Source organism: Streptomyces sp. YKOK-I1 (genome assembly GCF_054660435.1).
The window spans coordinates 2,523,697-2,542,418 of record NZ_BAAGDR010000001.1; the positions used below are offsets into that span (position 1 = coordinate 2,523,697).

At 72.2% G+C, this 18,722-nt stretch carries 19 protein-coding genes; 7 read left to right on the forward strand and 12 right to left on the reverse strand.

The window, feature by feature from the left end:
• The first annotated feature begins 42 nt into the window (after positions 1-42).
• Entirely contained in the window at positions 43-1,632 is a 1,590-nt protein-coding gene (locus ACYQ8Q_RS10725) for a serine/threonine-protein kinase (RefSeq protein ID WP_460063967.1), read from the forward strand.
• On the opposite strand, the gene ACYQ8Q_RS10730 is transcribed toward ACYQ8Q_RS10725, so the two are convergent.
• On the reverse strand, positions 1,633-2,439 hold the full coding sequence (locus ACYQ8Q_RS10730; protein ID WP_460063969.1) for an SGNH/GDSL hydrolase family protein: 807 nt from the start codon (positions 2,437-2,439) through the stop codon (positions 1,633-1,635).
• Positions 2,440-2,650: 211 nt separating this feature from the next.
• On the opposite strand from ACYQ8Q_RS10730, the gene ACYQ8Q_RS10735 reads away from it, so the two are divergent.
• Both ACYQ8Q_RS10735 and ACYQ8Q_RS10740 read left to right on the forward strand, forming a co-directional pair.
• Positions 2,651-3,745 (forward strand): DUF5925 domain-containing protein, encoded by a 1,095-nt coding sequence (locus ACYQ8Q_RS10735; RefSeq protein WP_460063972.1) that lies wholly within the window; start codon positions 2,651-2,653, stop codon positions 3,743-3,745.
• 29 nt (positions 3,746-3,774) lie between these two features.
• A complete protein-coding gene (locus ACYQ8Q_RS10740) occupies positions 3,775-4,551 on the forward strand; it encodes a DUF72 domain-containing protein (RefSeq protein ID WP_460063975.1) in 777 nt (258 codons plus the stop codon).
• Positions 4,552-4,559: 8 nt separating this feature from the next.
• Here ACYQ8Q_RS10740 and ACYQ8Q_RS10745 read toward each other — a convergent pair whose 3' ends face one another.
• Positions 4,560-4,928, reverse strand: a complete 369-nt coding sequence (locus ACYQ8Q_RS10745) for a GntR family transcriptional regulator (RefSeq protein ID WP_460063978.1) — start codon at positions 4,926-4,928, stop codon at positions 4,560-4,562.
• A gap of 96 nt (positions 4,929-5,024) precedes the next feature.
• Here ACYQ8Q_RS10745 and ACYQ8Q_RS10750 point away from each other — a divergent pair, with 96 nt between their 5' ends.
• Complete coding sequence (locus tag ACYQ8Q_RS10750; RefSeq protein ID WP_460063981.1) at positions 5,025-5,954, forward strand: N-acetyltransferase family protein; 930 nt, start codon at positions 5,025-5,027, stop codon at positions 5,952-5,954.
• A complete protein-coding gene (locus ACYQ8Q_RS10755; RefSeq protein ID WP_460063984.1) occupies positions 5,935-6,447 on the forward strand; it encodes a ribonuclease FAU-1 family protein in 513 nt (170 codons plus the stop codon). The genes ACYQ8Q_RS10750 and ACYQ8Q_RS10755 overlap by 20 nt, the downstream gene beginning before the upstream one ends.
• Positions 6,448-6,455: 8 nt before the next feature.
• On the opposite strand, the gene ACYQ8Q_RS10760 is transcribed toward ACYQ8Q_RS10755, so the two are convergent.
• Entirely contained in the window at positions 6,456-7,049 is a 594-nt protein-coding gene (locus ACYQ8Q_RS10760) for a class I SAM-dependent methyltransferase (protein ID WP_460063987.1), read from the reverse strand.
• A 160-nt stretch (positions 7,050-7,209) separates the two neighbouring features.
• Between ACYQ8Q_RS10760 and ACYQ8Q_RS10765 the strand changes: the two genes are divergently transcribed.
• Positions 7,210-7,344 carry a hypothetical protein gene (locus tag ACYQ8Q_RS10765; protein ID WP_133913577.1) on the forward strand — a complete coding sequence of 45 codons (135 nt, stop codon included), beginning with the start codon at positions 7,210-7,212 and terminating at the stop codon, positions 7,342-7,344.
• A gap of 18 nt (positions 7,345-7,362) precedes the next feature.
• On the opposite strand, the gene ACYQ8Q_RS10770 is transcribed toward ACYQ8Q_RS10765, so the two are convergent.
• The 3 genes from ACYQ8Q_RS10770 to ACYQ8Q_RS10780 all read right to left on the reverse strand — a co-directional run bounded on the left by ACYQ8Q_RS10770 (position 7,363) and on the right by ACYQ8Q_RS10780 (position 9,502).
• The gene (locus ACYQ8Q_RS10770; RefSeq protein ID WP_460063989.1) at positions 7,363-7,812 is read right to left on the reverse strand and encodes a GNAT family N-acetyltransferase; all 450 of its coding nucleotides are present in this window, start codon (positions 7,810-7,812) and stop codon (positions 7,363-7,365) included.
• 201 nt (positions 7,813-8,013) lie between these two features.
• Positions 8,014-8,883 carry an esterase/lipase family protein gene (locus ACYQ8Q_RS10775; RefSeq protein WP_460063992.1) on the reverse strand — a complete coding sequence of 290 codons (870 nt, stop codon included), beginning with the start codon at positions 8,881-8,883 and terminating at the stop codon, positions 8,014-8,016.
• 172 nt (positions 8,884-9,055) lie between these two features.
• Positions 9,056-9,502 carry a MarR family winged helix-turn-helix transcriptional regulator gene (locus ACYQ8Q_RS10780; protein ID WP_460063993.1) on the reverse strand — a complete coding sequence of 149 codons (447 nt, stop codon included), beginning with the start codon at positions 9,500-9,502 and terminating at the stop codon, positions 9,056-9,058.
• Between the two features lie 87 nt (positions 9,503-9,589).
• Here ACYQ8Q_RS10780 and ACYQ8Q_RS10785 point away from each other — a divergent pair, with 87 nt between their 5' ends.
• A complete protein-coding gene (locus tag ACYQ8Q_RS10785; RefSeq protein WP_460073249.1) occupies positions 9,590-9,964 on the forward strand; it encodes a cupin domain-containing protein in 375 nt (124 codons plus the stop codon).
• Positions 9,965-9,997: 33 nt separating this feature from the next.
• Here ACYQ8Q_RS10785 and ACYQ8Q_RS10790 read toward each other — a convergent pair whose 3' ends face one another.
• From ACYQ8Q_RS10790 to ACYQ8Q_RS10815, 6 genes are all read right to left on the reverse strand, one after another.
• A complete protein-coding gene (locus ACYQ8Q_RS10790; RefSeq protein WP_460063996.1) occupies positions 9,998-10,978 on the reverse strand; it encodes a DNA polymerase Y family protein in 981 nt (326 codons plus the stop codon).
• Positions 10,975-14,448, reverse strand: coding sequence for a DNA polymerase III subunit alpha (locus ACYQ8Q_RS10795; RefSeq protein ID WP_460063999.1), 3,474 nt, complete (start codon positions 14,446-14,448; stop codon positions 10,975-10,977). The genes ACYQ8Q_RS10790 and ACYQ8Q_RS10795 overlap by 4 nt, the downstream gene beginning before the upstream one ends.
• A gap of 129 nt (positions 14,449-14,577) precedes the next feature.
• Positions 14,578-15,660: a S1 family peptidase gene (locus tag ACYQ8Q_RS10800; RefSeq protein ID WP_460064002.1), complete on the reverse strand. Its 1,083-nt coding sequence runs from the start codon at positions 15,658-15,660 to the stop codon at positions 14,578-14,580.
• 188 nt (positions 15,661-15,848) lie between these two features.
• Positions 15,849-16,655, reverse strand: a complete 807-nt coding sequence (locus ACYQ8Q_RS10805; protein WP_460064004.1) for a slipin family protein — start codon at positions 16,653-16,655, stop codon at positions 15,849-15,851.
• Between the two features lie 133 nt (positions 16,656-16,788).
• Positions 16,789-17,694 carry a S1 family peptidase gene (locus ACYQ8Q_RS10810; protein WP_460064007.1) on the reverse strand — a complete coding sequence of 302 codons (906 nt, stop codon included), beginning with the start codon at positions 17,692-17,694 and terminating at the stop codon, positions 16,789-16,791.
• A gap of 227 nt (positions 17,695-17,921) precedes the next feature.
• Positions 17,922-18,722 (reverse strand): DUF1684 domain-containing protein, encoded by an 801-nt coding sequence (locus ACYQ8Q_RS10815; RefSeq protein WP_460064009.1) that lies wholly within the window; start codon positions 18,720-18,722, stop codon positions 17,922-17,924.

Consider the following 18,722-nt stretch of genomic DNA (forward strand, 5'->3'; position numbering starts at 1 on the left):
CGGAGGATTTCGCCCGGATGCGATGTGCGAATGGGGGACGCCGTGTCCGAAGAACCGGGCAGTGAACGTCTGATCGCGGGCCGCTACCGTCTGCTGACCCCGCTCGGCGAGGGCGGCATGGGAACGGTGTGGCGGGCCCGTGACGAGGTGCTGCACCGTGAGGTCGCCGTCAAGGAGGTGCGCGCCCCGGCAGGGCTGGCGGCCTCGGACGTCGAGCGGATGTACGCCCGGCTGGAGCGGGAGGCCTGGGCCGCGGCCCGGGTCGCCAACCGGAACGTCGTCACGGTGTACGACGTGGCCATGCAGGACGGCCGGCCATGGATCGTCATGGAGATCGTGCGTGGGATCTCGCTCGCCGAGCTGCTGGACGCCGAGGGTCCGCTGGAGCCGGCGCGCGCGGCGCACATCGGCGCGGAGGTGCTGTCCGCGCTGCGGGCCGCGCACGAGGCCGGGGTGCTGCACCGCGATGTGAAACCGGCCAATGTGCTGATGTCGAACGACGGCCGGGTGGTGCTCACCGACTTCGGCATCGCGACCGTCGAGGGCACCTCCGCGCTGACCATGACCGGCGAGGTCATCGGCTCCCCCGAGTTCCTGGCGCCGGAACGCGCGCTGGGGCGTACGCCGGGGCCGGAGTCGGATCTGTGGTCGCTGGGCGTGCTGCTGTACGCGGCGGTCGAGGGGAACTCGCCGTTCCGTCACGACACCCCGCTGAGCACCCTGCGCGCGATCGTCGACGAGGAGCTGCCGCCGCCACGGCGGGCCGGTCCGCTGGCGCCCGTGATCGAGGGGCTGCTGCGCAAGGACCCGGCGGAGCGGCTGCCGGCCGAGCAGGCCGAGCAGGATCTGCGGCTCGTCGCGGCGGGAGGCAGCCCGCGCTCGGGCACGCTCCGCTCCGCGCCGTACGCGCCCTACGCACCGACCGTCTCGACGCCGCCGACCCCGGTCGAGCCCTACCGCCAGGAGGCGCCGCAGACCGCCCCGTCGTGGGCGGACACCGGGGACGACCGGGCGGAACGGGGCCGCAACCGCACGGTGTTCGTCATCGGGGTGGTGGTGCTGGCGCTGGCGGTCGCCGGGCTGACGTACGGACTTCTGAACCGGGGCGACGACGACAAGGGCGGTGGCGGGGCGGCCACCGACAGCCAGACACAGGGGCTGAGTTCCACGCCGTCCCCGCAGAAGAGCAGCGAGTCGCCGAGCGATTCGCCGAGCCCGAGCCGCAGCGCCTCGTCGGCCGCGCCGCAGCAGACCGTCTCGGTCTCCGTCACCGGCGCGAACACGGACTACCGCGGTTCCTGTCCGCCGCCGAACGACTCCGCGCCGGCCTTCACGGCCACGATCACGGTGGGGCGGCTGCCCGCCACGGTGACCTACCGCTGGGTGGCGAAGGACGGCGAGCTGTCCGGCCAGACCTGGAAGACGCTCGAGTTCCCGTCGGGCGGCGGGAAGTCGAAGCAGGACAAGGTGGTGCTGTCGACGTACGCGCAGAGCGGGACGTACGAGAACGCGATCCGGGTCGAGGTGAGCGATCCGGTGAAGGCGACCTCCGCGTATGTGCCGTTCTCGGTCACCTGCGAGGGGGAGACCCCGACGGGCGGGGCCTCCCCCTCGTCCTCACCCAGTGAGTGATCAGGCAGCGCTGGTGAGCACCGGCAGATAGCCACCCGACTGGCCGGAGGCGGTCGGGTGGTAGGACTCGCCGATGTTGAGCAGGTTGAGGCTGTGCAGCCAGGAGCTGCCGGAGCAGATCTCGTGGCCGCTGAACGTCGTACGGACGTCGCCGAAGGTGAAGCCGTGCGCGGCGGCGCGGCGGGCGACTGCGGCGTCGAGGTAGTCGGCCGCGTTGTTGATGGCGGAGCGCTTGGTCTCGGACAGGCCGAGGCAAACCGTGCCGAGCTTGTAGAAGCGGGGGTAGCCGAGGACGACGACCTCGGCGTTGGGGGCCTTGGAGCTGATGGCCGAGTAGACGGTGTCGAGCTTGCCGGGGAGGGTCGAGTCGACGTACGCCCGGGCCGTGTTGATGCGGCTGACGCAGGTGCTGTCGGAGCTGGTGACACAGGTCGTCATGACGTCGGCGAAGCCCGCGTCGTTGCCGCCGACGCTGATCGAGACGAGGCCGGTCGAGGAGTTCAGGCCGCCGAGCTGACTCGCCAGAACTTCATCCGTTCGGGCGCCCGAGCAGGCGGCGAACGTGAACGAGGAGGGTGAGTGGGCGGCGTTCCAGAGGTAGGGGTACGCCTTGGTGCTGCGCTTGCAGCTGCCGCTGGAGCTGATGTAGCTGCCCGCGCCGACTCCGGAGGAGTAGGAGTCGCCGAGCGCCACATAGCCGCCGCTCGCGGCGAGTTGGGACGCGTGGGCGGCGCTCGCCCCGGTGAGGGCGGCGGCGGTGGCGAGGAGGAGTGAGCTCAGGAATACGACAAGTCGGGAACGTCTCATGGAACCTCCCTTTAGCAGGATCTCTGCCCCAACCGTCGTAGCAACCACGCGCGTTGACGGGAAGTGTCCATGCCAAGACTTTCCGGGCCCGACCACGTGGCCACGGCAGGCTTATTGACACCTTTTCAACACCTTCCGCACATCACCGACACACCGCGCGCACCTCGGAAACCGGGTGCACGGGGCGGCCTCGTGCCGGATCATGGCGGGCATGTCTGCGCACCCACACGAGGCTCTGCCGATCCGGCTCACCGTCGACGACTCCGACTCCCCGTCCGACGTCGTCGACGCGCTGTTCCTCGGCCGCTTCGCGACGGGCGAGCAGCCGTACTCGCACGCGGTGAACATCGACCGCGTACGCTCCGGCGCGACCCTGCTGCCGCCGCAGGCCCGCGTGCTGCGCGTGGCCCGCGACGACGACCGCAGCGCGACGCTCGCCGAGGGCGACGGCTGGACGCTGCTGGTCTCCCGCTGGAACCGCGGCGCCGACGTCACGGTCACCGCGACCAGCGCCGAACTCGCCTCGAAGGTGCTGGACGAGGCCACCGACGGCGCGGCGGACGAGCCCGAACCCCAGCCGGAGAACGTGACGATGGGGTTCTGGTACGTCTCCCCGCGGCGCGGCCCGCACCGCACCACCCGCCAGATCTCCGCCGGCACCTGGGAGGAGATCCGCCCCAACTACACGGCCCCCGTCGCCGAGGCCCTGGACCGGCTGATGGCGACCACCCCGGAGGACATCGCCGGCCGGCTGCTCCTGCTGCACGGCCCGCCCGGCACCGGCAAGACCTCGGCGCTGCGCACGCTGGCCCGGTCCTGGCGGGACTGGTGCCAGGTGGACTGCGTCCTGGACCCCGAGCGGCTCTTCTCCGACGTGGGCTATCTGATGGACATCGCGATCGGCGAGGAGGACGCGGCGGGCAAGGGCCGCTGGCGTCTGCTCCTGCTGGAGGACTGCGACGAACTGATCCGCGGCGAGGCCAAGCACACGGCCGGCCAGGCGCTGTCCCGGCTGCTCAACCTCACCGACGGCCTGCTCGGCCAGGGCCGCAACGTGCTGGTGGGCGTCACCACCAACGAGGACCTGGAGCGCCTCCACCCGGCCGTCGTCCGCCCGGGCCGCTGTCTCGCCCGGATCGAGGTCGGCCCGCTGACCCGCGCGGAGGCGGTCGGCTGGCTGGGCGCCGAGGAGGGGATCGGCCGCGAGGGGGCGACCCTGGCGGAGCTGTACGCGCTGCGGCGGGGCACGTCCCCGACCGCGCTGCCGGAGCCCAGGGGCCGCGCGGACGCGGGGCTGTATCTGTAGGCGCTGTCCGCAGGTGCTTTCATGGAGGTATGACCCTGTACGTCGGCACGTCCGGCTGGCAGTACAAGGACTGGCGTGAGGTCCTGTACCCGGCGGACGTGCCCGTGCGCCGGTGGCTGGAGGAGTACGCCGAGCATTTCGCCACCGTCGAGATCAACAACGCCTTCTACCGGCTGCCGTCCCGGGACACCTTCGCGTCCTGGGCCGGGCGGGTCCCGCCGGACTTCGTGGTCGCGGTCAAGGCGAGCCGCTATCTGACCCACATCAAGCGGCTGCGCGACCCGGCGGAGCCGGTGCACCGCCTGATGGACCATGCGGCCGGCCTCGGCGCCCGGCTGGGTCCCGTGCTGCTCCAGCTGCCGCCGACCCTGCGCGCCGATCCCGAGCTGCTGGACACCTGTCTGTCCCGCTTCCCCGCCGGCACCCGGGTGGCCGTCGAGCCGCGCCACCCCTCCTGGTGGATCCCCCCGGTCCGCGAGGTGCTGCGGGCCCGGGGCGCGGCCCTGTGCTGGGCGGACGTGGAGTCCCGTCCGGCCACCCCGCTGTGGCGGACCGCCGAGTGGGGCTATGTCCGCTTCCACGAGGGCCGCGCCAGCCCCTGGCCGCGCTACGGCCAGCACGCCCTGGAGACCTGGATCGACCGCATCGCGACGACCTGGTCCGCGCACGACGACGTGTACGCCTACTTCAACAACGACCCGGGCGGCGCGGCGGTGGGCGACGCGGCCCTGTTCGGCAGAACGGCCCGGCGGGCGGGCCTGCCGGTGACCCGCACCCCCCGGGCGCTGGCCACCCGCTCACGCTGACCCGTCGGTCATCCCTGATAGGCCGCCCGCAGGGCGTCCCGCACGGCGGCCGACGCCTGCTCCTCGGTCAGCCCCAGCCGCACCACCCGCTCGGCATAGGCCTGCGCGGCGAGCGCGGCCTCGCGCTCCGCGGCCGAGCCCGCCGCGGCCACGAAGGTCCCGTGGCGCCCCCGGGTCTCGATCACGCCGTCCGTCTCCAGCGCCCGGTAGGCCTTGGCCACGGTGTTCGCCGCCAGCCCCAGCGACTCGGCGAGCCCCCGCACCGTGGGCAGCCGGTACCCCACCGGGAGCGCCCCGGACCGGGCCTGTTCGGCGATCTGCGCCCGCACCTGCTCGTACGGCGCGGCGCTGTCATCGATGTGGATCTTCAAGGTCACGGCCCGATTGTCCCCCACCCGGCGGAAAAGCCCAGCGGGAAACCCGGCGAAAAATGGGAGGCACGCGCCCGCACAACGCCCGTAGCGTGCGCTCACATGACCGTCATCGTGCGCGATCTGCGACCCGACGCGACTGCCGAGATCGAGGGCTTCATCCGGGTCCGGCACGCCGCTCTGCCGTACGTCTTCCTCAGCCCGGAGTCCGTACGTCACGCTCTCGCGCTGCCCCATCTGCGCGACTGTCTGCGCCTGCTCGTCGCCGAGGAGGACGGCGAGATCATCGGCACCGCCCAGGTGTCCCTCGCCCAGGACAGCCCCGAGCCCGGCCAGGGCCAGCTCAACATCTATGTGGATCCGGAACGCACCGGCCGAGGCGCGGGCGGGCTGCTGGTGCGCGCCGCCGAGGAGCACCTGACGGCGCACGGGGCGACGCACCTGTACGCCTGGGTCACGGACGGGCCCGGCAACCGCGCCTTCGCCGAACGGCACGGCTACCGCGCCAGCCGCTCCGCGCACTTCCTGGTGCTGGACCTGGCGCACACCGTGCTGCCGCCGCTCCAGGATCCCCCGCCGGGCATCGAGCTGCGCACGGCCGCCGACTTCGCGGACGACCCGCGTCCGCTGTTCGCCCTGGACGCGGAGGCGGGTTCCGACGAACCGGGGGATGTGGGCACCGAGTTCACCGACTACGAGGCCTGGGTGGCGGAGTACTGGCAGCACCCCCATCTCGACCGGGCGCTGACCTCGGTCGCCGTCGCGGACGGGCGCCCGGTCGCCTTCAGCGTGGCCCACACCGACGGCGTCGGCCGCTACGGCACGGGCATGACCGGGACCGTCCGCGACCACCGCGGCCGGGGTCTGGCCAAGCTCGTCAAGAACCACTCCCTGCACCGCGCCCGCGCCGCGGGGTACACGGAGGCGTACACCGGCAACGACGCGGACAACGGGCCGATGCTGGCGATCAACAAGTGGTTCGGATACGAGATCCGCGCGACGGAGGTGCGTTATGTCCGCGCAGTCGGCTGACCCGGCCCACCCGGTGGAGGTCGTCCTGGTCAAGGGCGGCCGTACGAAGATCCGTTACACGGCGGAGCTGCTGTCGGACGACGGCACGCGCATCGCCGTACGCGCCCCGTGGGCCGGTGACGGGGTGCGGGACTTCGGCTTCGTCCGGTTCGAGGCCGGTGACGTCTTCACCGAGTACTACTGGCGGGACCGGTGGTACGCGGTGAAGGAGGTGCGGGCCGCGTCCGGTGCCCTGAAGGGCTGGTACTGCGATGTCACCCGCCCGGCCGTGTTCTCCGGCGGGGAGCGGGGCGAGCTGGTCGTGGAGGATCTCGACCTGGACCTGTGGCGCTCCGCCGACGGCACGGACGTACGGCGGCTGGACGAGGACGAGTTCGCCGAGAGCGGTCTGGCCGAGCGGGACCCCGCGGCAGCGGCCTCCGCGGTGACCGCCCTCGACGAACTGGAGGCGTTCGCGTCCGTCGAAGGCGGCCTGGAGTCCCTGCTGGCGTAGCGGGCCGCTCACACCGTGGCCACCACCGCGTACCGCTCGTCCTCCACCGGCCCGCCCCACAGGCGCGGGTCGTCCGAGAGCCGCTCCAGGCGGGTGTGCCCGGCGAGCGGGGCGAGGAGGGTGGTGAGGCGGTCCGCCGGTATGCCGGCCGGGGTGACCGTCCCCCAGACGCCCTCCACCAGGACGAGGCGCCCGCCGGGCCGCAGCAGGCTCCGCCAGTGCCGCAGGACCCGGGCGGGGTCGGGCAGGGCCCACAGCACATGGCGGACGAGCACGGTGTCGAAGCGCTGTTCGCCGACCGGCGGCGCCGCCGCGTCACCGAGGAGGAACACCGCGTCCCGCCCGGCGAGTTTGGCGCGGGCCCGCTCGATCATCGGCGCGGACAGATCGACCCCGGTGACCCGGTGTCCCTGTTCGGCGGCGAGGAGCGAGAGGCTCCCGGTGCCGCAGCCGAGGTCGAGGACGTCGCCGGCGCGCTCCGGGAGCCAGTCGAGCAGCCGCTCCGCCCAGGCGGCCCGGACGCCGGGATCGCGCAGTCCGTGATCCGGCTCCTCGTCGAATCTCGCCGCCTCCGCGTCCCAGTCGACACGCGCTGAAGTCATTTCGTCACCTTTCCACCCCGTGTGCCCCAGAGTGACACCTGCCACTGACACTCGAATCGTGACACCCGCCACTGACAACGCGAGGTTCGATGAGGAACCCTCCCGGAAAGGGTCCACCTCCGTGGGATCACGGAACCCGGTAGCCCTGAAGGAGGCAGACATGCGCCGCACTACCGTGCAGAAGCCCCTGAAGAAGACGGACTCCCGCCGGATCCGGGAAGAGGCGGACGAGCGCCCCGCCGGGCGCCCCGAGGTGCGAAAGGACATCGCGCGCACCTGGTGGCCGGACGGGTGAGACGGCCCTGCGGCCCGCTCAGTCGAGCCGCTTGCGGTAGTGGAGCCGGTCGTAGCCGCCGTCGACGCGCCGTCCGACCAGCTCGTAGCCGTACTTCGGGTAGATCTTCTGGTTCTCCCACATCAGCACGTTCGTGTAGAGCCTGACCTCGGGCAGGCCGAGCGCACGCGCGTGGGCGTCCACGAAGTGCAGCAGCCGCCGCCCGACGCCCCTGCCGTGGGCGTCGGGGCGCACGGCGATGCTGTCGAGGAACAGATGGTCGGGGAACGCCTCGACGACCACCAGGCCCACGACCGGCTCCCCGGTCACGAACACCTTCCCCGCGGCCACCTCCGCCGCGTGGTCCGCCCGCATGGGCAGCGGTAAGACGCCGATGCGTTCGACGTAGGGCGTGTACGCCGCGTCGGTGACCGCCTTCACGGCCGTCACGTCGGCCGCCGTGGCGGGCCGGATCTCCTCGCTCGTCATGGGGCCCACGGTAGCTACCTGAGCTGCGGCTCAGCGCTCCCTTAAGGCAACCCTAAAGATCGCTGAAGGCCTCGCCCAGCAGGCGTTTTCTACGGTTTCTTGGTTCCGGCACCCCGCCGCGCCGGTTCCCCTCCGGCCGTTCGGACTCCGGGGCCTGACCGGCGGCTCAGGCCGGACAGGCCCCGGCGGGGGACCTTCGGGTCAGCTCAGCGCGGACGCGCAGGTGGTGGGAGTGGCGCGGGCCGGGTCGAGTGCGTTGGCCACCTCATGGAAGGCGATCCGGTCGAACAGGCCGATCGCCACGTGCTCGGAGAGGTCGAGCGGGCACAGGTCCTGCAGCAGGACGTTGTTCACGTCCGATCCGCTGAGGTACTGGCTGCGCCAGGGGGTCGCCACCTCGTCGTACTTGGTGGCGACGACCGTGTAGTGGACGCCGGGGACGGTGTCGCCGCCGGCGTTGAGCTTGGTGAGGAAGGCCGAGCCGGGGATCTGGTCGGCGAGGCCGGGGGTGGCGGCGGAGATGAGGTCCTCGGCGCCCGGGAAGTAGGGCAGCAGGTTGGTGAGGCCGCTGAGGGTGGCGCCGTGGTTGTCGGGGGCGAGGCCGACGAGGGCGTTCACCTTGGCGGCTCCGCCGAGGAACTTCAGGTAGTAGCGGGGCATCATGCCGCCCTGGGAGTGGCCGACGAGGTCGGCCTTGGCGGCGCCGGTCGCGGAGAGCACCTTGTCGACGAAGACGGAGAGCTGTTCGGCCGACTTGTCGATGGGGCCGAGGCCGTAGAAGAGCGGGACGCCCGGCAGTTGACCGTAGTCGAGGGAGTAGACGCAGTAGCCCCGGTCCTCGAGGTAGGGGGCGAGGGACAGCCAGTTGTCGATCGAGTTCCCGAGGGTCCCGTGGACCAGGACGACGGGGCGGGGGTGGGCGGCGGAGGGCTTGCAGCTGTAGTCGTTCCAGCCGCTCGACGAGGTCGCGGCGGTGGTGGAGGCGTGGGCTGCGGAGGCGGGGGCCGTGGCGGCCGCGGCTGCCAGCAGTAGTGCGGTGAGGGGTCTGAGCAGGCGCTTCCAGGGCAGCATCGGGTGATCTCCTTGCGGCTCAAGGGAGGTGCGATGGCCTTACGCCCTGTGATCCGGATCACCAGGATGCTGTTCACTCATCAAGTTACGAACGAGTAGCCGATGTGTGAAGTTACGCGTCAGTAAAAACTTCCAGTGGTAGTAAGCGGCGGCCGGGGCGGCTGACAATCCGTCACCAGGTGGGCCTGATGGGGCCGTAGGGGGCGATGCGCCCCAACCGGTCGCCCAGCGCCCGGACCTCCCCCTCCCCCAGCACGTCCAGCCACCCGCGTACGACCTCCGCGGCCGCCCCCTCCGCCGCCCGGGTGCACTCCCACCCGCGCTCGGTGAGCACGACCAGCCGGGCCCGGGCGTCGCCGGGGTGCGGCCGCCGCTCGACGTACCCCTTGCGCACCAGCTCGTCCACGAGCTGACTCGCCGCCTGCTTGGTGACCCCGAGATGGACGGCGAGATCGGTGACCGTGGCACCGCCCGGGGCCAGCCGGGCGAAGGCGAACCCATGGGCGGGCCTGACCCCCTCGAAGCCGCGGGCCACGACCCCCTCGTGGATGCGCTGGGTCAGCTCACCGGCGGCGGCGAGCAGGGCTGCGGACAGGGCCATGGCCTCGGAGTTCTGCACGGGGGCATTGAAACACCCTTGACGTGATGGTCAAGCTGCTTGACCATTAGATAGTCAAGGCACTTGACCATGTCGAAGGAGACCCTCATGCCCGTCGTCCGCTCCTCCGAGGCCACCACCCACGAGATCCACGGCGCCCGCTTCGTCTCGTACGCCACCCCCCGCACCGGCAGCAAGGAACTGTGCGCCTGGCGCGGGGAGATCCCCGCCGGGACGAAGGCGCCCGCGCACACCGTGAACCGGGAGGAGATCTTCCATCTGCTGGTCGGCGAGCTGATCGTCACGCTCGACGGCCGGACCGAGCGGATCTCGGCCGGGGACACCCTGATCGTCAACCCGGGGGCGACCCTGGCGGTCGAGAACCCGACCGGGCACACCGCGCTGTCGTGGGTCACCACCTCGGTCGGACTGGAGGCGGAGCTGGCCGACGGTTCGCGGATCACCCCGCCGTGGGCCAACTGACGTGCGCGGCGCGGAGTTCCGCACCCCGGAGTCTCAGGCCGCCAGCGCCCCCGGGATCACCGCCCCCGGCCCGAACCTGGCCCGCACCCGGTCGGCGACCTCCTCGACCCGGCGGACCTTCTCGTCGGCGGGGTCGAAGGTGAGCTGGTAGGAGGCCTGGTCGGCGGGGCCGAGGGCCTCCGCGCGCAGGACGATCGCCCGGACCCGGGCGCGCTGCAGCCCGAGCGCCTCGTACAGGGAGTACGCCGTCCTCGTCAGGGCCGCCGAGTGCGCGGTCGGCTCCCCGAGGGTGCGGCTGCGGGTGGTGGAGGTGCGGTCGGCGTAGCGCACGGTGAGGGTCAGGGTGCGGCAGACCTTCTCCAGGGCGCGCAGCCGGGCACCCAGCTCCCCGGCGGCGGACAGCAGGGCCCTGCGATGCCGGTCGGGGTCCAACTCGTCGCGTTCGAAAGGCCGTTCGGCGGCCAGGGAGCGGGAGACGGCGTTCGGGACGACCCGGCCCCGGTCGACCCCGCTCGCCTTCTCCCGCAGCTCGCGGCCCGCCTTCGCGCCGACCAGGCGCTGCAGGGTGGACAGGGGTGCGGCGGCGACCCGGCCGAGGGTGTCGAGGCCGTACTCGCACAGGGTGCGGGCGGTGGCCGTGCCGACGCCGGGCAGCGCGGCGACCGGCTTCCCGGCGAGGAACTCCCGCACCTGGTCCGCGCCTTCCGGGACCGCACGGGTCAGCCCCGGCCGGGCGTCCCGCAGCGCCATCCGGGCCAGCATCGGGCCGGGACCGGCGCCGATGACGCAGTCGACGCCGTACAGCGCGAGGGCGCGGACCCGGATCACCGAGGCCAGTTCCACCGCGCTGCGCCCGAAGTACCGTTCGGCGCCCCGCAGATCGGCCAGCGCCCCGTCCGGCGGCAGCGCCTCGACGACCGGTGTGAACTCCTCGAGCAGCCCGAGCAGTCCCGGCAGGGCCGCCTCGGCCTCGTGCCGCGCAGGCGGCTGGAAACGTACGCAGAGGATGGTCATCCCGCACTCCCCGGACTCTGGTGCCACAACTTCCGTACCGTCGAGGGCCCTTGAGAGGCCTCTTGTCCCGCGGGCCGCAGATCGGCCCACGGATGGAGTTCGTATCCGGTGGACAGATGGATTCGCCTGCCCCCCGTCGAATCGCCGGACCCGGCCGGCCCCTCCCCCGTCCCCGTGCCCACCTCGGGCCCCGGCTCCGGCTCCGCGAGCCGGGCCGCGACCTCCTCCAGCCCGCCCTCGGCGCGCAGTTCGACGAGTTCGGCGAGGTTCCAGGCGGCGGAGCCCACCACGCTCAGGCTGCGCGGCCCGCGCCGCTGCACCACTCCGCGCACCAGCAGCAGCCAGGAGTGGAAGACGGTGTGCGCGCAGGCGTCGTGGGAGTCGTCGAAGAAGGCGAGGTCGACCAGGCCCGTACCGTCGTCCAGGGTGCTGAAGATGACCCTCTTCCCGGACCGGATCGGCGGGGTCTGGGTGGCCGCCTTGGCGCCCGCGACCAGCACGGTCTCCCCGTGCCGTGCCTCACGCAGCCGCCGCGCCGGGACCACGCCCAGTTCACCGAGGAAGGCCCGGTGGTCGTCCATCAGATGGCGTGAGGCATCCATGGACAGCACACCCAGCTCGGCGCTGAGCCGCTCGGCGAAGGACAGGTCCGGCAGCCCGGCGGAGGCCGTCTTCCGCCCGCCCGCCAAGGGGAGTTGACCACCGCCCGCGCCCCGGGCGCCCCGGTGCAGCTCGGTCAGGTGCAGTTGCAGGTCACGGCGGTTGGCGCCGAACTCGTCCAACGCGCCGACCTGTGCCAGCCGCCCGGCGAGCGGACGGCTCGGGCGGGCCCGTTCCCAGAAGTCGAGGAGTGAGGCGTACGGCTGTCCGTCCGCGACCCGTGCCGCCTCCGCCTCGCTGATGCCGTACACGTCGGAGAGGGCCAGCCGCAGCCCCCACACCGAAGGTGATTCAGACACCAGTTCGATACGATGGGCGACTCCCGACCGGTTCACGTCCAACGGCAGGATCGGCACCCCGCGCCGCCGCGCGTCCGCCAGCAGCAACCGCTTCGGGTACATCCCGGGGTCATGGGTGAGCAGCCCGGCGTAGAAGGCGGCCGGGTGGTGCGCCTTCAGCCACGCCGACTGGTACGTCGGGACGGCGAAGGCGACCGCGTGCGCCTTGCAGAAGCCGTACGACCCGAAGGCCTCGACGATCTCCCAGGTCCGCCGAATCGTTTCCGCGTCATAGCCGTTCGCCGTCGCGTGCTGGGCGAACCACACCTTGATCCGCCCTTGCGACTCCGGATCGGACAGCCCGCGCCGCACCCGGTCCGCCTCGCCGCGCCCACAGCGGGTCATGATCGCGACGATGTCGATGATCTGCTCATGGAAGACGACGACCCCGTACGTCCCCTTCAGCGGCTCCTCCAGGTCGGGGTGCGGGTAACGGACCGGCGCCCGCCCGTGCCGTGCCTCGATGAACGGCCGCACCATGTCGGCGGCGACCGGCCCGGGCCGGAAGAGGGAGATGTCGACGACCAGGTCGTGGAAGGTGGCCGGCTGCAGCCGCCCCACCAGGTCGCGCTGGCCCGGCGACTCGATCTGGAAGCAGCCCAGCGTCTCGGCGGACCGGATGAGCCGGTACGTCGGCGGATCCCCCGGCGCCACCGCGTCCAGGTCGACCCGCTCCCCCGTCGCCCGCTCCACCTCGGCCACCGCGTGCGCCATCGCCGACTGCATCCGCACCCCCAGCACGTCCAGCTTGAGCAGGCCGAGGTCCTCCACGTCGTCCTTGTCGAACTGGGCCATGGGGAACCCCTCGCCGCTGGTCGGCACGACCGGCGTACGGGAGAGCAGGGAGGCGTCGGAGAGGAGCACCCCGCACGGGTGCATGGCGATGCCGCGCGGCAGGGCGTCGAGCGCCTCGACCAGCTCCCACAGCTTCCCGTATCTCTCCTTCTCTCCTGCCAGGTCCTTGAGTTCGGGCAGTTCCGCGAGCGCCGCCCGGGCGTCCCGGGCCCGGATGTGCGGGAAGGACTTGGCGATGCGGTCGATGTCGGCGGGGTCCATGGACAGGGCCGCGCCGACGTCCCGGACGGCGTGCCGGACCCGGTAGGTCTCCGGCATCGCGACCGTCGCGACCCGTTCGGTGCCGAACCGGCCGATGATCGCCCGGTAGACCTCGAGCCGGCGCGCGGACTCCACGTCGATGTCGATGTCGGGCAGCACGACCCGTTCCTTCGACAGGAACCGCTCCATCAGGAGCCCGTGCTCGACCGGGTCGGCGTGCGCGATGCCGAGGAGGTGGTTGACGAGGGAGCCCGCACCGGAGCCGCGCGCGGCGACCCGGATGCCCATGTGCCGTACGTCGTCGACGACCTGGGCGACGGTGAGGAAGTAGGAGGCGAAGCCGTGGTGGGCGATGATGTCCAGTTCGTGGTGCATCCGCTCCCAGTAGGCGCGCCGGCCGGTGTAGCCGTACCGCACCATGCCCACCGCCGCCCGGGAGGCCAGCGCCCGCTGGGCGGTGCGGCGGCCCGCGCCGACGAGGTGCGGTTCGGGGAAGTGGACGGTGCCCATGCCGAGGTCGTCCTCGGGGTCCACCAGGCACGCGGCGGCCGTGGCCCGGGTCCGCTCCAGCAGCCGGTGGGCGGTGTCCTTCCGGAAGCCCGCGGCCTCCACGATCCGCTCGGCCGCCGCGGCCATGGCGTCCGCGCCCTTCAGCCAGGCCTCGCCCGAGTCGAGTTCCCCGGCCGGGTCGACGGGGACGAGCCGGCGGGCGGCGTCCAGGATGTCGGCGACCGGGCCCTGGCCGGGGTCGGCGTAGCGGACGGCGTTGCTGAGGACCGGGCGGATCCGCTGTTCGGCGGCGAAGCCGACGGTGCGGGCGGCCAGCCGCAGGGAGCCGGGTCCGGTGCCTTCGCGGCCGTGCCAGACGGCCTCCAGGCACAGGGCGTCGCCGTACACCTCGCGCCAGGGGCCGAGGAGTTTCGCGGCGCGGTCCGGGCGTCCGGCGGCGAGGGCGCGGCCGACGTCGGAGGCGGGGCCGAGCAGGACGGTCAGACCGTCGCCGTGGTTGCCCGTCCAGGGCAGCACCGGGACGTCCCCGTCGGCATGGGCGGTGGTGACGATCCGGCACAGGTCGGCCCAGCCCCGGGCGCCGTCCCGGGCGAGGAAGGTGGCGCGGGGGGCCGACTCGTCGATGAAGGCACCGCCGCGCACGGGCGTGCGGCGCCTCTCCCGTCGTACGTCGCTGTCCTGCCGTACGGGCCCGGCGACCGCCAGGTCCACGCCGAACAGCGGGCGTACCCCCGCCTTCGCGCAGGCCTTGGCGAAGCGGACCGTGCCGGCCAGGGTGTCGCGGTCGGTGAGGGCGAGGGCGTCCATGCCCCGCTCGGCGGCGCGCCCGGCCAGCCGGTCCGGGTGCGAGGCCCCGTGGCGCAGGGAGAACCCGGAGACGGTGTGCAGATGCGTGAAGCCTGGCACACGCACCTCCCACGCTCACGCTTCGAACATCAGTTCCCTAATCCCTCACCCCCACCATAGACCAAATTCCGAACATCTGTACGACTACCCTCCGGACGTCTCTCACCTGCGGAAACACACGAAGGAGCCTCAGCCGATCCGTGCGCCCGTCGCCGACAGCGCCTCCGTCACCGGCTGGAAGAACGTCTCCCCGCCCGAGGCACAGTCACCGCTGCCGCCGGAGGTCAGACCGATCGCGTCACTGCCCGAGAAGAGCGGGCCGCCGCTGTCGCCGGGCTCGGCGCAGACGTCGGTCCGGATGAGACCGTCGACGATCTCGCCGTTGCCGTAGTTCACGGTCGCGTCCAGACCGGTGACCGTGCCGGAGTGGACCTGTGTGGTGGAGCCGCTGCGGGTGACCCGCATACCCACGGTGGCCTCGACGGCGCCGGTGATCGGCTGGGCCGAGCCGTCGTACAGATCGACCTCGCCGGGGTGCGGCACGTCGGCCGTGTACCTGACCAGTCCGTAGTCGTCGCCGGGGAAGCGGGAGACCGCGTCGGCGCCGATCACGGTCCCGGAGGAGTCCGACCAGGTGGAGACGGCCTCGGTGCAGTGCCCGGCGGTCAGGAAGTACGGCTCGCCGCCCTTGACCACGTTGAAGCCGAGCGAGCAGCGGCCGCCCGCGCCGGTGATCGCGTCACCACCGGCCATGAAGGGCCTGAACTCCCCCTTGGTCCGCTGGAGTTCGGCCGTACCCCCGAGCCCGTCGACCACCTCGGCGAGCTTCGCCCAGGCGGCGGCCGAGACCGTGCGGTCGGCGGTGACGACGACCTTGCCGGTGCGCGGGTCGGTCACCCAGGCGGTGCCGGGGACGGCCGCGTCCGCCCTGAGGACCGCACGGGCGCCGGCCAGTTCGGCGAGGGAGTGCTCGACGATTCTCGCCCTGGCGCCGGCCGCCTCGACGGTCTGCGCGGCGGCCGCGTCGAGCACGTTCACCACGAGGCTGCGGCTCCTCGCGTCGTAGTAGGCGCCCGCCGCGTCGGTGCCGAGGTCCGCGCCGAGGGCCGAGGCGAGCTTCCCGGCCGCGAAGGCCGAGAGCGGGGCCGGCCGCGGACTCCGCGCCGGTTCACCGGCGTTCGCGGTCCGGAAGGTGACGGCCGCCGCGACGAGCGCGGCGACACCCGCGCCCGCCATGACCGTCCGCCGCCGGGGTATGCGTCGGTGCTGCACCTCGCGTCCTCCTGTGGGGGATCGGCCCGGACGGCTGTGGGGGGACCGTACGGGCCGAAGAGTGGCCGGTTGACGGCAGGTCACTCTTCCGAAGGACACAGGGAGCACACAAGGTTGACTCCGGGACGCGCACAGGGCGGGCACTTCACGCCCTCTGCGCCTTCACCACCCCGTTTGCGACCGGGACTTCACTCCTGGATCGGCTTCCGCTCCGGTGCGGGTGGCGTGGGCGGTTGCTGCTGCGCCCTCTCCAGGAACCTCAGCAGTTCCACCGGGAACGGCAGCACCAGCGTGGAGTTCTTCTCGGCGGCGACCGCCACCACCGTCTGGAGCAGCCGCAGCTGGAGCGCGGCGGGCTGCTCGGACATCTCGCGGGCCGCCTCCGCGAGCTTCTTGGAGGCCTGGAGCTCGGCGTCGGCGTTGATGACCCTCGCCCGCCGCTCCCGGTCGGCCTCGGCCTGCCGGGCCATGGACCGCTTCATCGTCTCGGGCAGGGAGACGTCCTTGATCTCGACCCGGTCGATGGTGACGCCCCACTCCACGGCCGGGCTGTCGATCATCAACTCCAGCCCCTGGTTGAGCTTTTCGCGGTCGGAGAGCAGATCGTCCAGCTCGCTCTTGCCGATGATGGACCGCAGCGAGGTCTGCGCCATCTGCGAGACGGCGAACCGGTAGTCCTCCACCCGGACCACCGCCTCGGCCGGCGAGGTCACCCGGAAGTACACGACGGCGTCGACCCGGACCGTCACGTTGTCCCGGGTGATGCCCTCCTGACCCGGCACCGGCATCGTGACGATCTGCATGTTGACCTTCCGGAGCCGGTCGACGCCCGGCACGATCAGGGTCAGCCCCGGTCCGCGCACCACGGGCCGGAGTTTCCCGAGCCGGAAGACCACACCCCGCTCGTACTGCTTGACGACCCGTGCCGCCGCCGCCACATACACCACTCCGGCGGACACGAGCGCGGCTCCCGCCGCCACCAGCTCCTCGACCATGCCGGCCCCCAGGGGTCCGAAGCCCTTCCCGTCCCACGACGGCGTCCTTCGACGGTAACCCCGCCCCCGCCCAAGAGGGAGCCCCCGCACGGCGGTTCACGTGCGGGGGCCGGGCACACACTGTGGGGAAGGACTAGAACACGCTCACGCCGTACGCGCTCAGGGCTTCGGCCACCGGCTGGAAGAAGGTCGTACCGCCGGAGGTGCAGTTGCCGCTGCCGCCGGAGGTCAGACCGTAGGCGATGCCGCTGGTGGAGTACAGCGGGCCACCGGAGTCACCGCCCTCGGCGCAGACGTTGGTCTGGATCATGCCGTAGACGATGTCGCCGCTGCCGTAGTTCACGGTGGCGTTGAGCGCGGTGACCCGGCCGCTGTGGATGCCGGTGGTCGAGCCGTCACGGTAGACCGTGGTGCCGACGCTGGGCGTGCCGGAGCTGGTGATGTCCGTGTTGCCCGCGGTGCCGGACTTGGTGACCGAGGTGTTGGTGTAGCGGACCAGCGCGTAGTCGTTGGTCGGGAAGCTGTAGCTGACGTTCGTGCCCAGCGTGGTCGTCTGCCCGGAGTTGGAGTACCAGGTCGAGGCGACCTCGCCGCAGTGACCGGCGGTCAGGAAGTAGTAGGTGCTGCCGCTGACCACGTTGAAGCCGAGCGAGCAGCGGTAGCCGCCGCCGTAGATGGCGTCGCCGCCCGCGATGAGCTTGTTGAACTTGCCGGGGGTGTGCTTGATCGTGAGGGCGCCGGCGTTGCTGCCCGCGGCCTCCTTGATCTTCGCGATCTCGGCGTCGGAGACGGTGCTGTCGACGGTGACGAGAAGGCGGTTGGTCTTGCTGTCGACGGCCCAGGCGGTGCCCGGGACGTCCGCCTGGAGCACGGAGGTGCCCGCGCTCTTCAGCTGGGCGGAGCTGAAGGTGGCGGTGTCCGCCGCGCTCGCGTGGGGGATCGCGATGGCGGCTGCGGCCACGAGTCCGGTGGTGACGGCGATCAGCCGGCTCCGTCTCGAGATACCGCGGGTGGTGGGGGTGGTGCGCTTGATCCTCACGTTTCGTTCCCTCCTAGGGGAAGTCGGGGGCCCGTCGTGTGGGGTCGGGGCCCGTGAGGCGCAGCCAGGGTCGGACGTTCGCCCGGATTCCGGACACGCCGTGTCCCTGACAAGCGCTGAGGGGGAGTATTCGGCCGAACGGCCGGTCGGCGCAAGGGCGCCTTTCGGCCGTCAGACCTTGAACGAACTACGTGAGTTGGGCCCTCTTCGAGGGCTCTTGCCCCAGCTCAGACCAGGTTGCGCTCCCCTGCCTCGATCTCCACGTCGAGAGTGTTCCCCGGTGGCGGGAAGGGGCAGATGAAAGCGTCGGTGAATGCACACGGAGGCAGTACGGCACGGTTGAAGTCCACGGTCGTGCGCCCCTCGTCGTCGGGGGCACCCGGATGGAGGAACCGGAACCGATGGCTGCTCACCCCACTGGTGGAGTCGGCGAAGACCGCCCATAGCGAGCCGTCGTCCTGCACGGCCACCTGGAGCGTGTGCTCCCGCCCGTCGAGGGTGAACGCCAGTTCCCCACCGAGCCCGAGGCCGCGCTCGCGCCCGTCGGCGTTCTGGACCCGGACGGTCCGGTTCTCGCCGTACGGCGTGAAGCGCCCCGGCACCGACCAGCGCGTCTCGTACGGGGTGGCCTCGACGCCCCGGAACAGGCGCCGGGCCTCGGCCGCGGGGTCGAAGTCGCGCACCCCCCAGACCCCCTCCCGCACCAGCACGACCAAACGCCGCTCCCCGTGCGCGACGCGGGACGCGTCCACCGCTCCCGGGTCGGCGCCGAGCCGTGCCGTTCCGCCGAACGGCCGTCCGTCCAGGGTCAGCCCGTCGGTCTCGGCCGCCGTGAGCACCACCGCGTCCCCTTCCGCCACCCAGACCCCGGGGATGTCCGGAAGTCGACCGTCCGGAAAGTCGTCCAGCCAGAAGGTTCCGGTGAGGGCGAGCGGGCCGTAGGGCGCCGCGAGCGTCTCCAGCCGGTGTTCGTGCCAGCGCTTCCAGAGATCCGGAGCGTCCGTCGTATCCGTCACATCCGTCGCCAT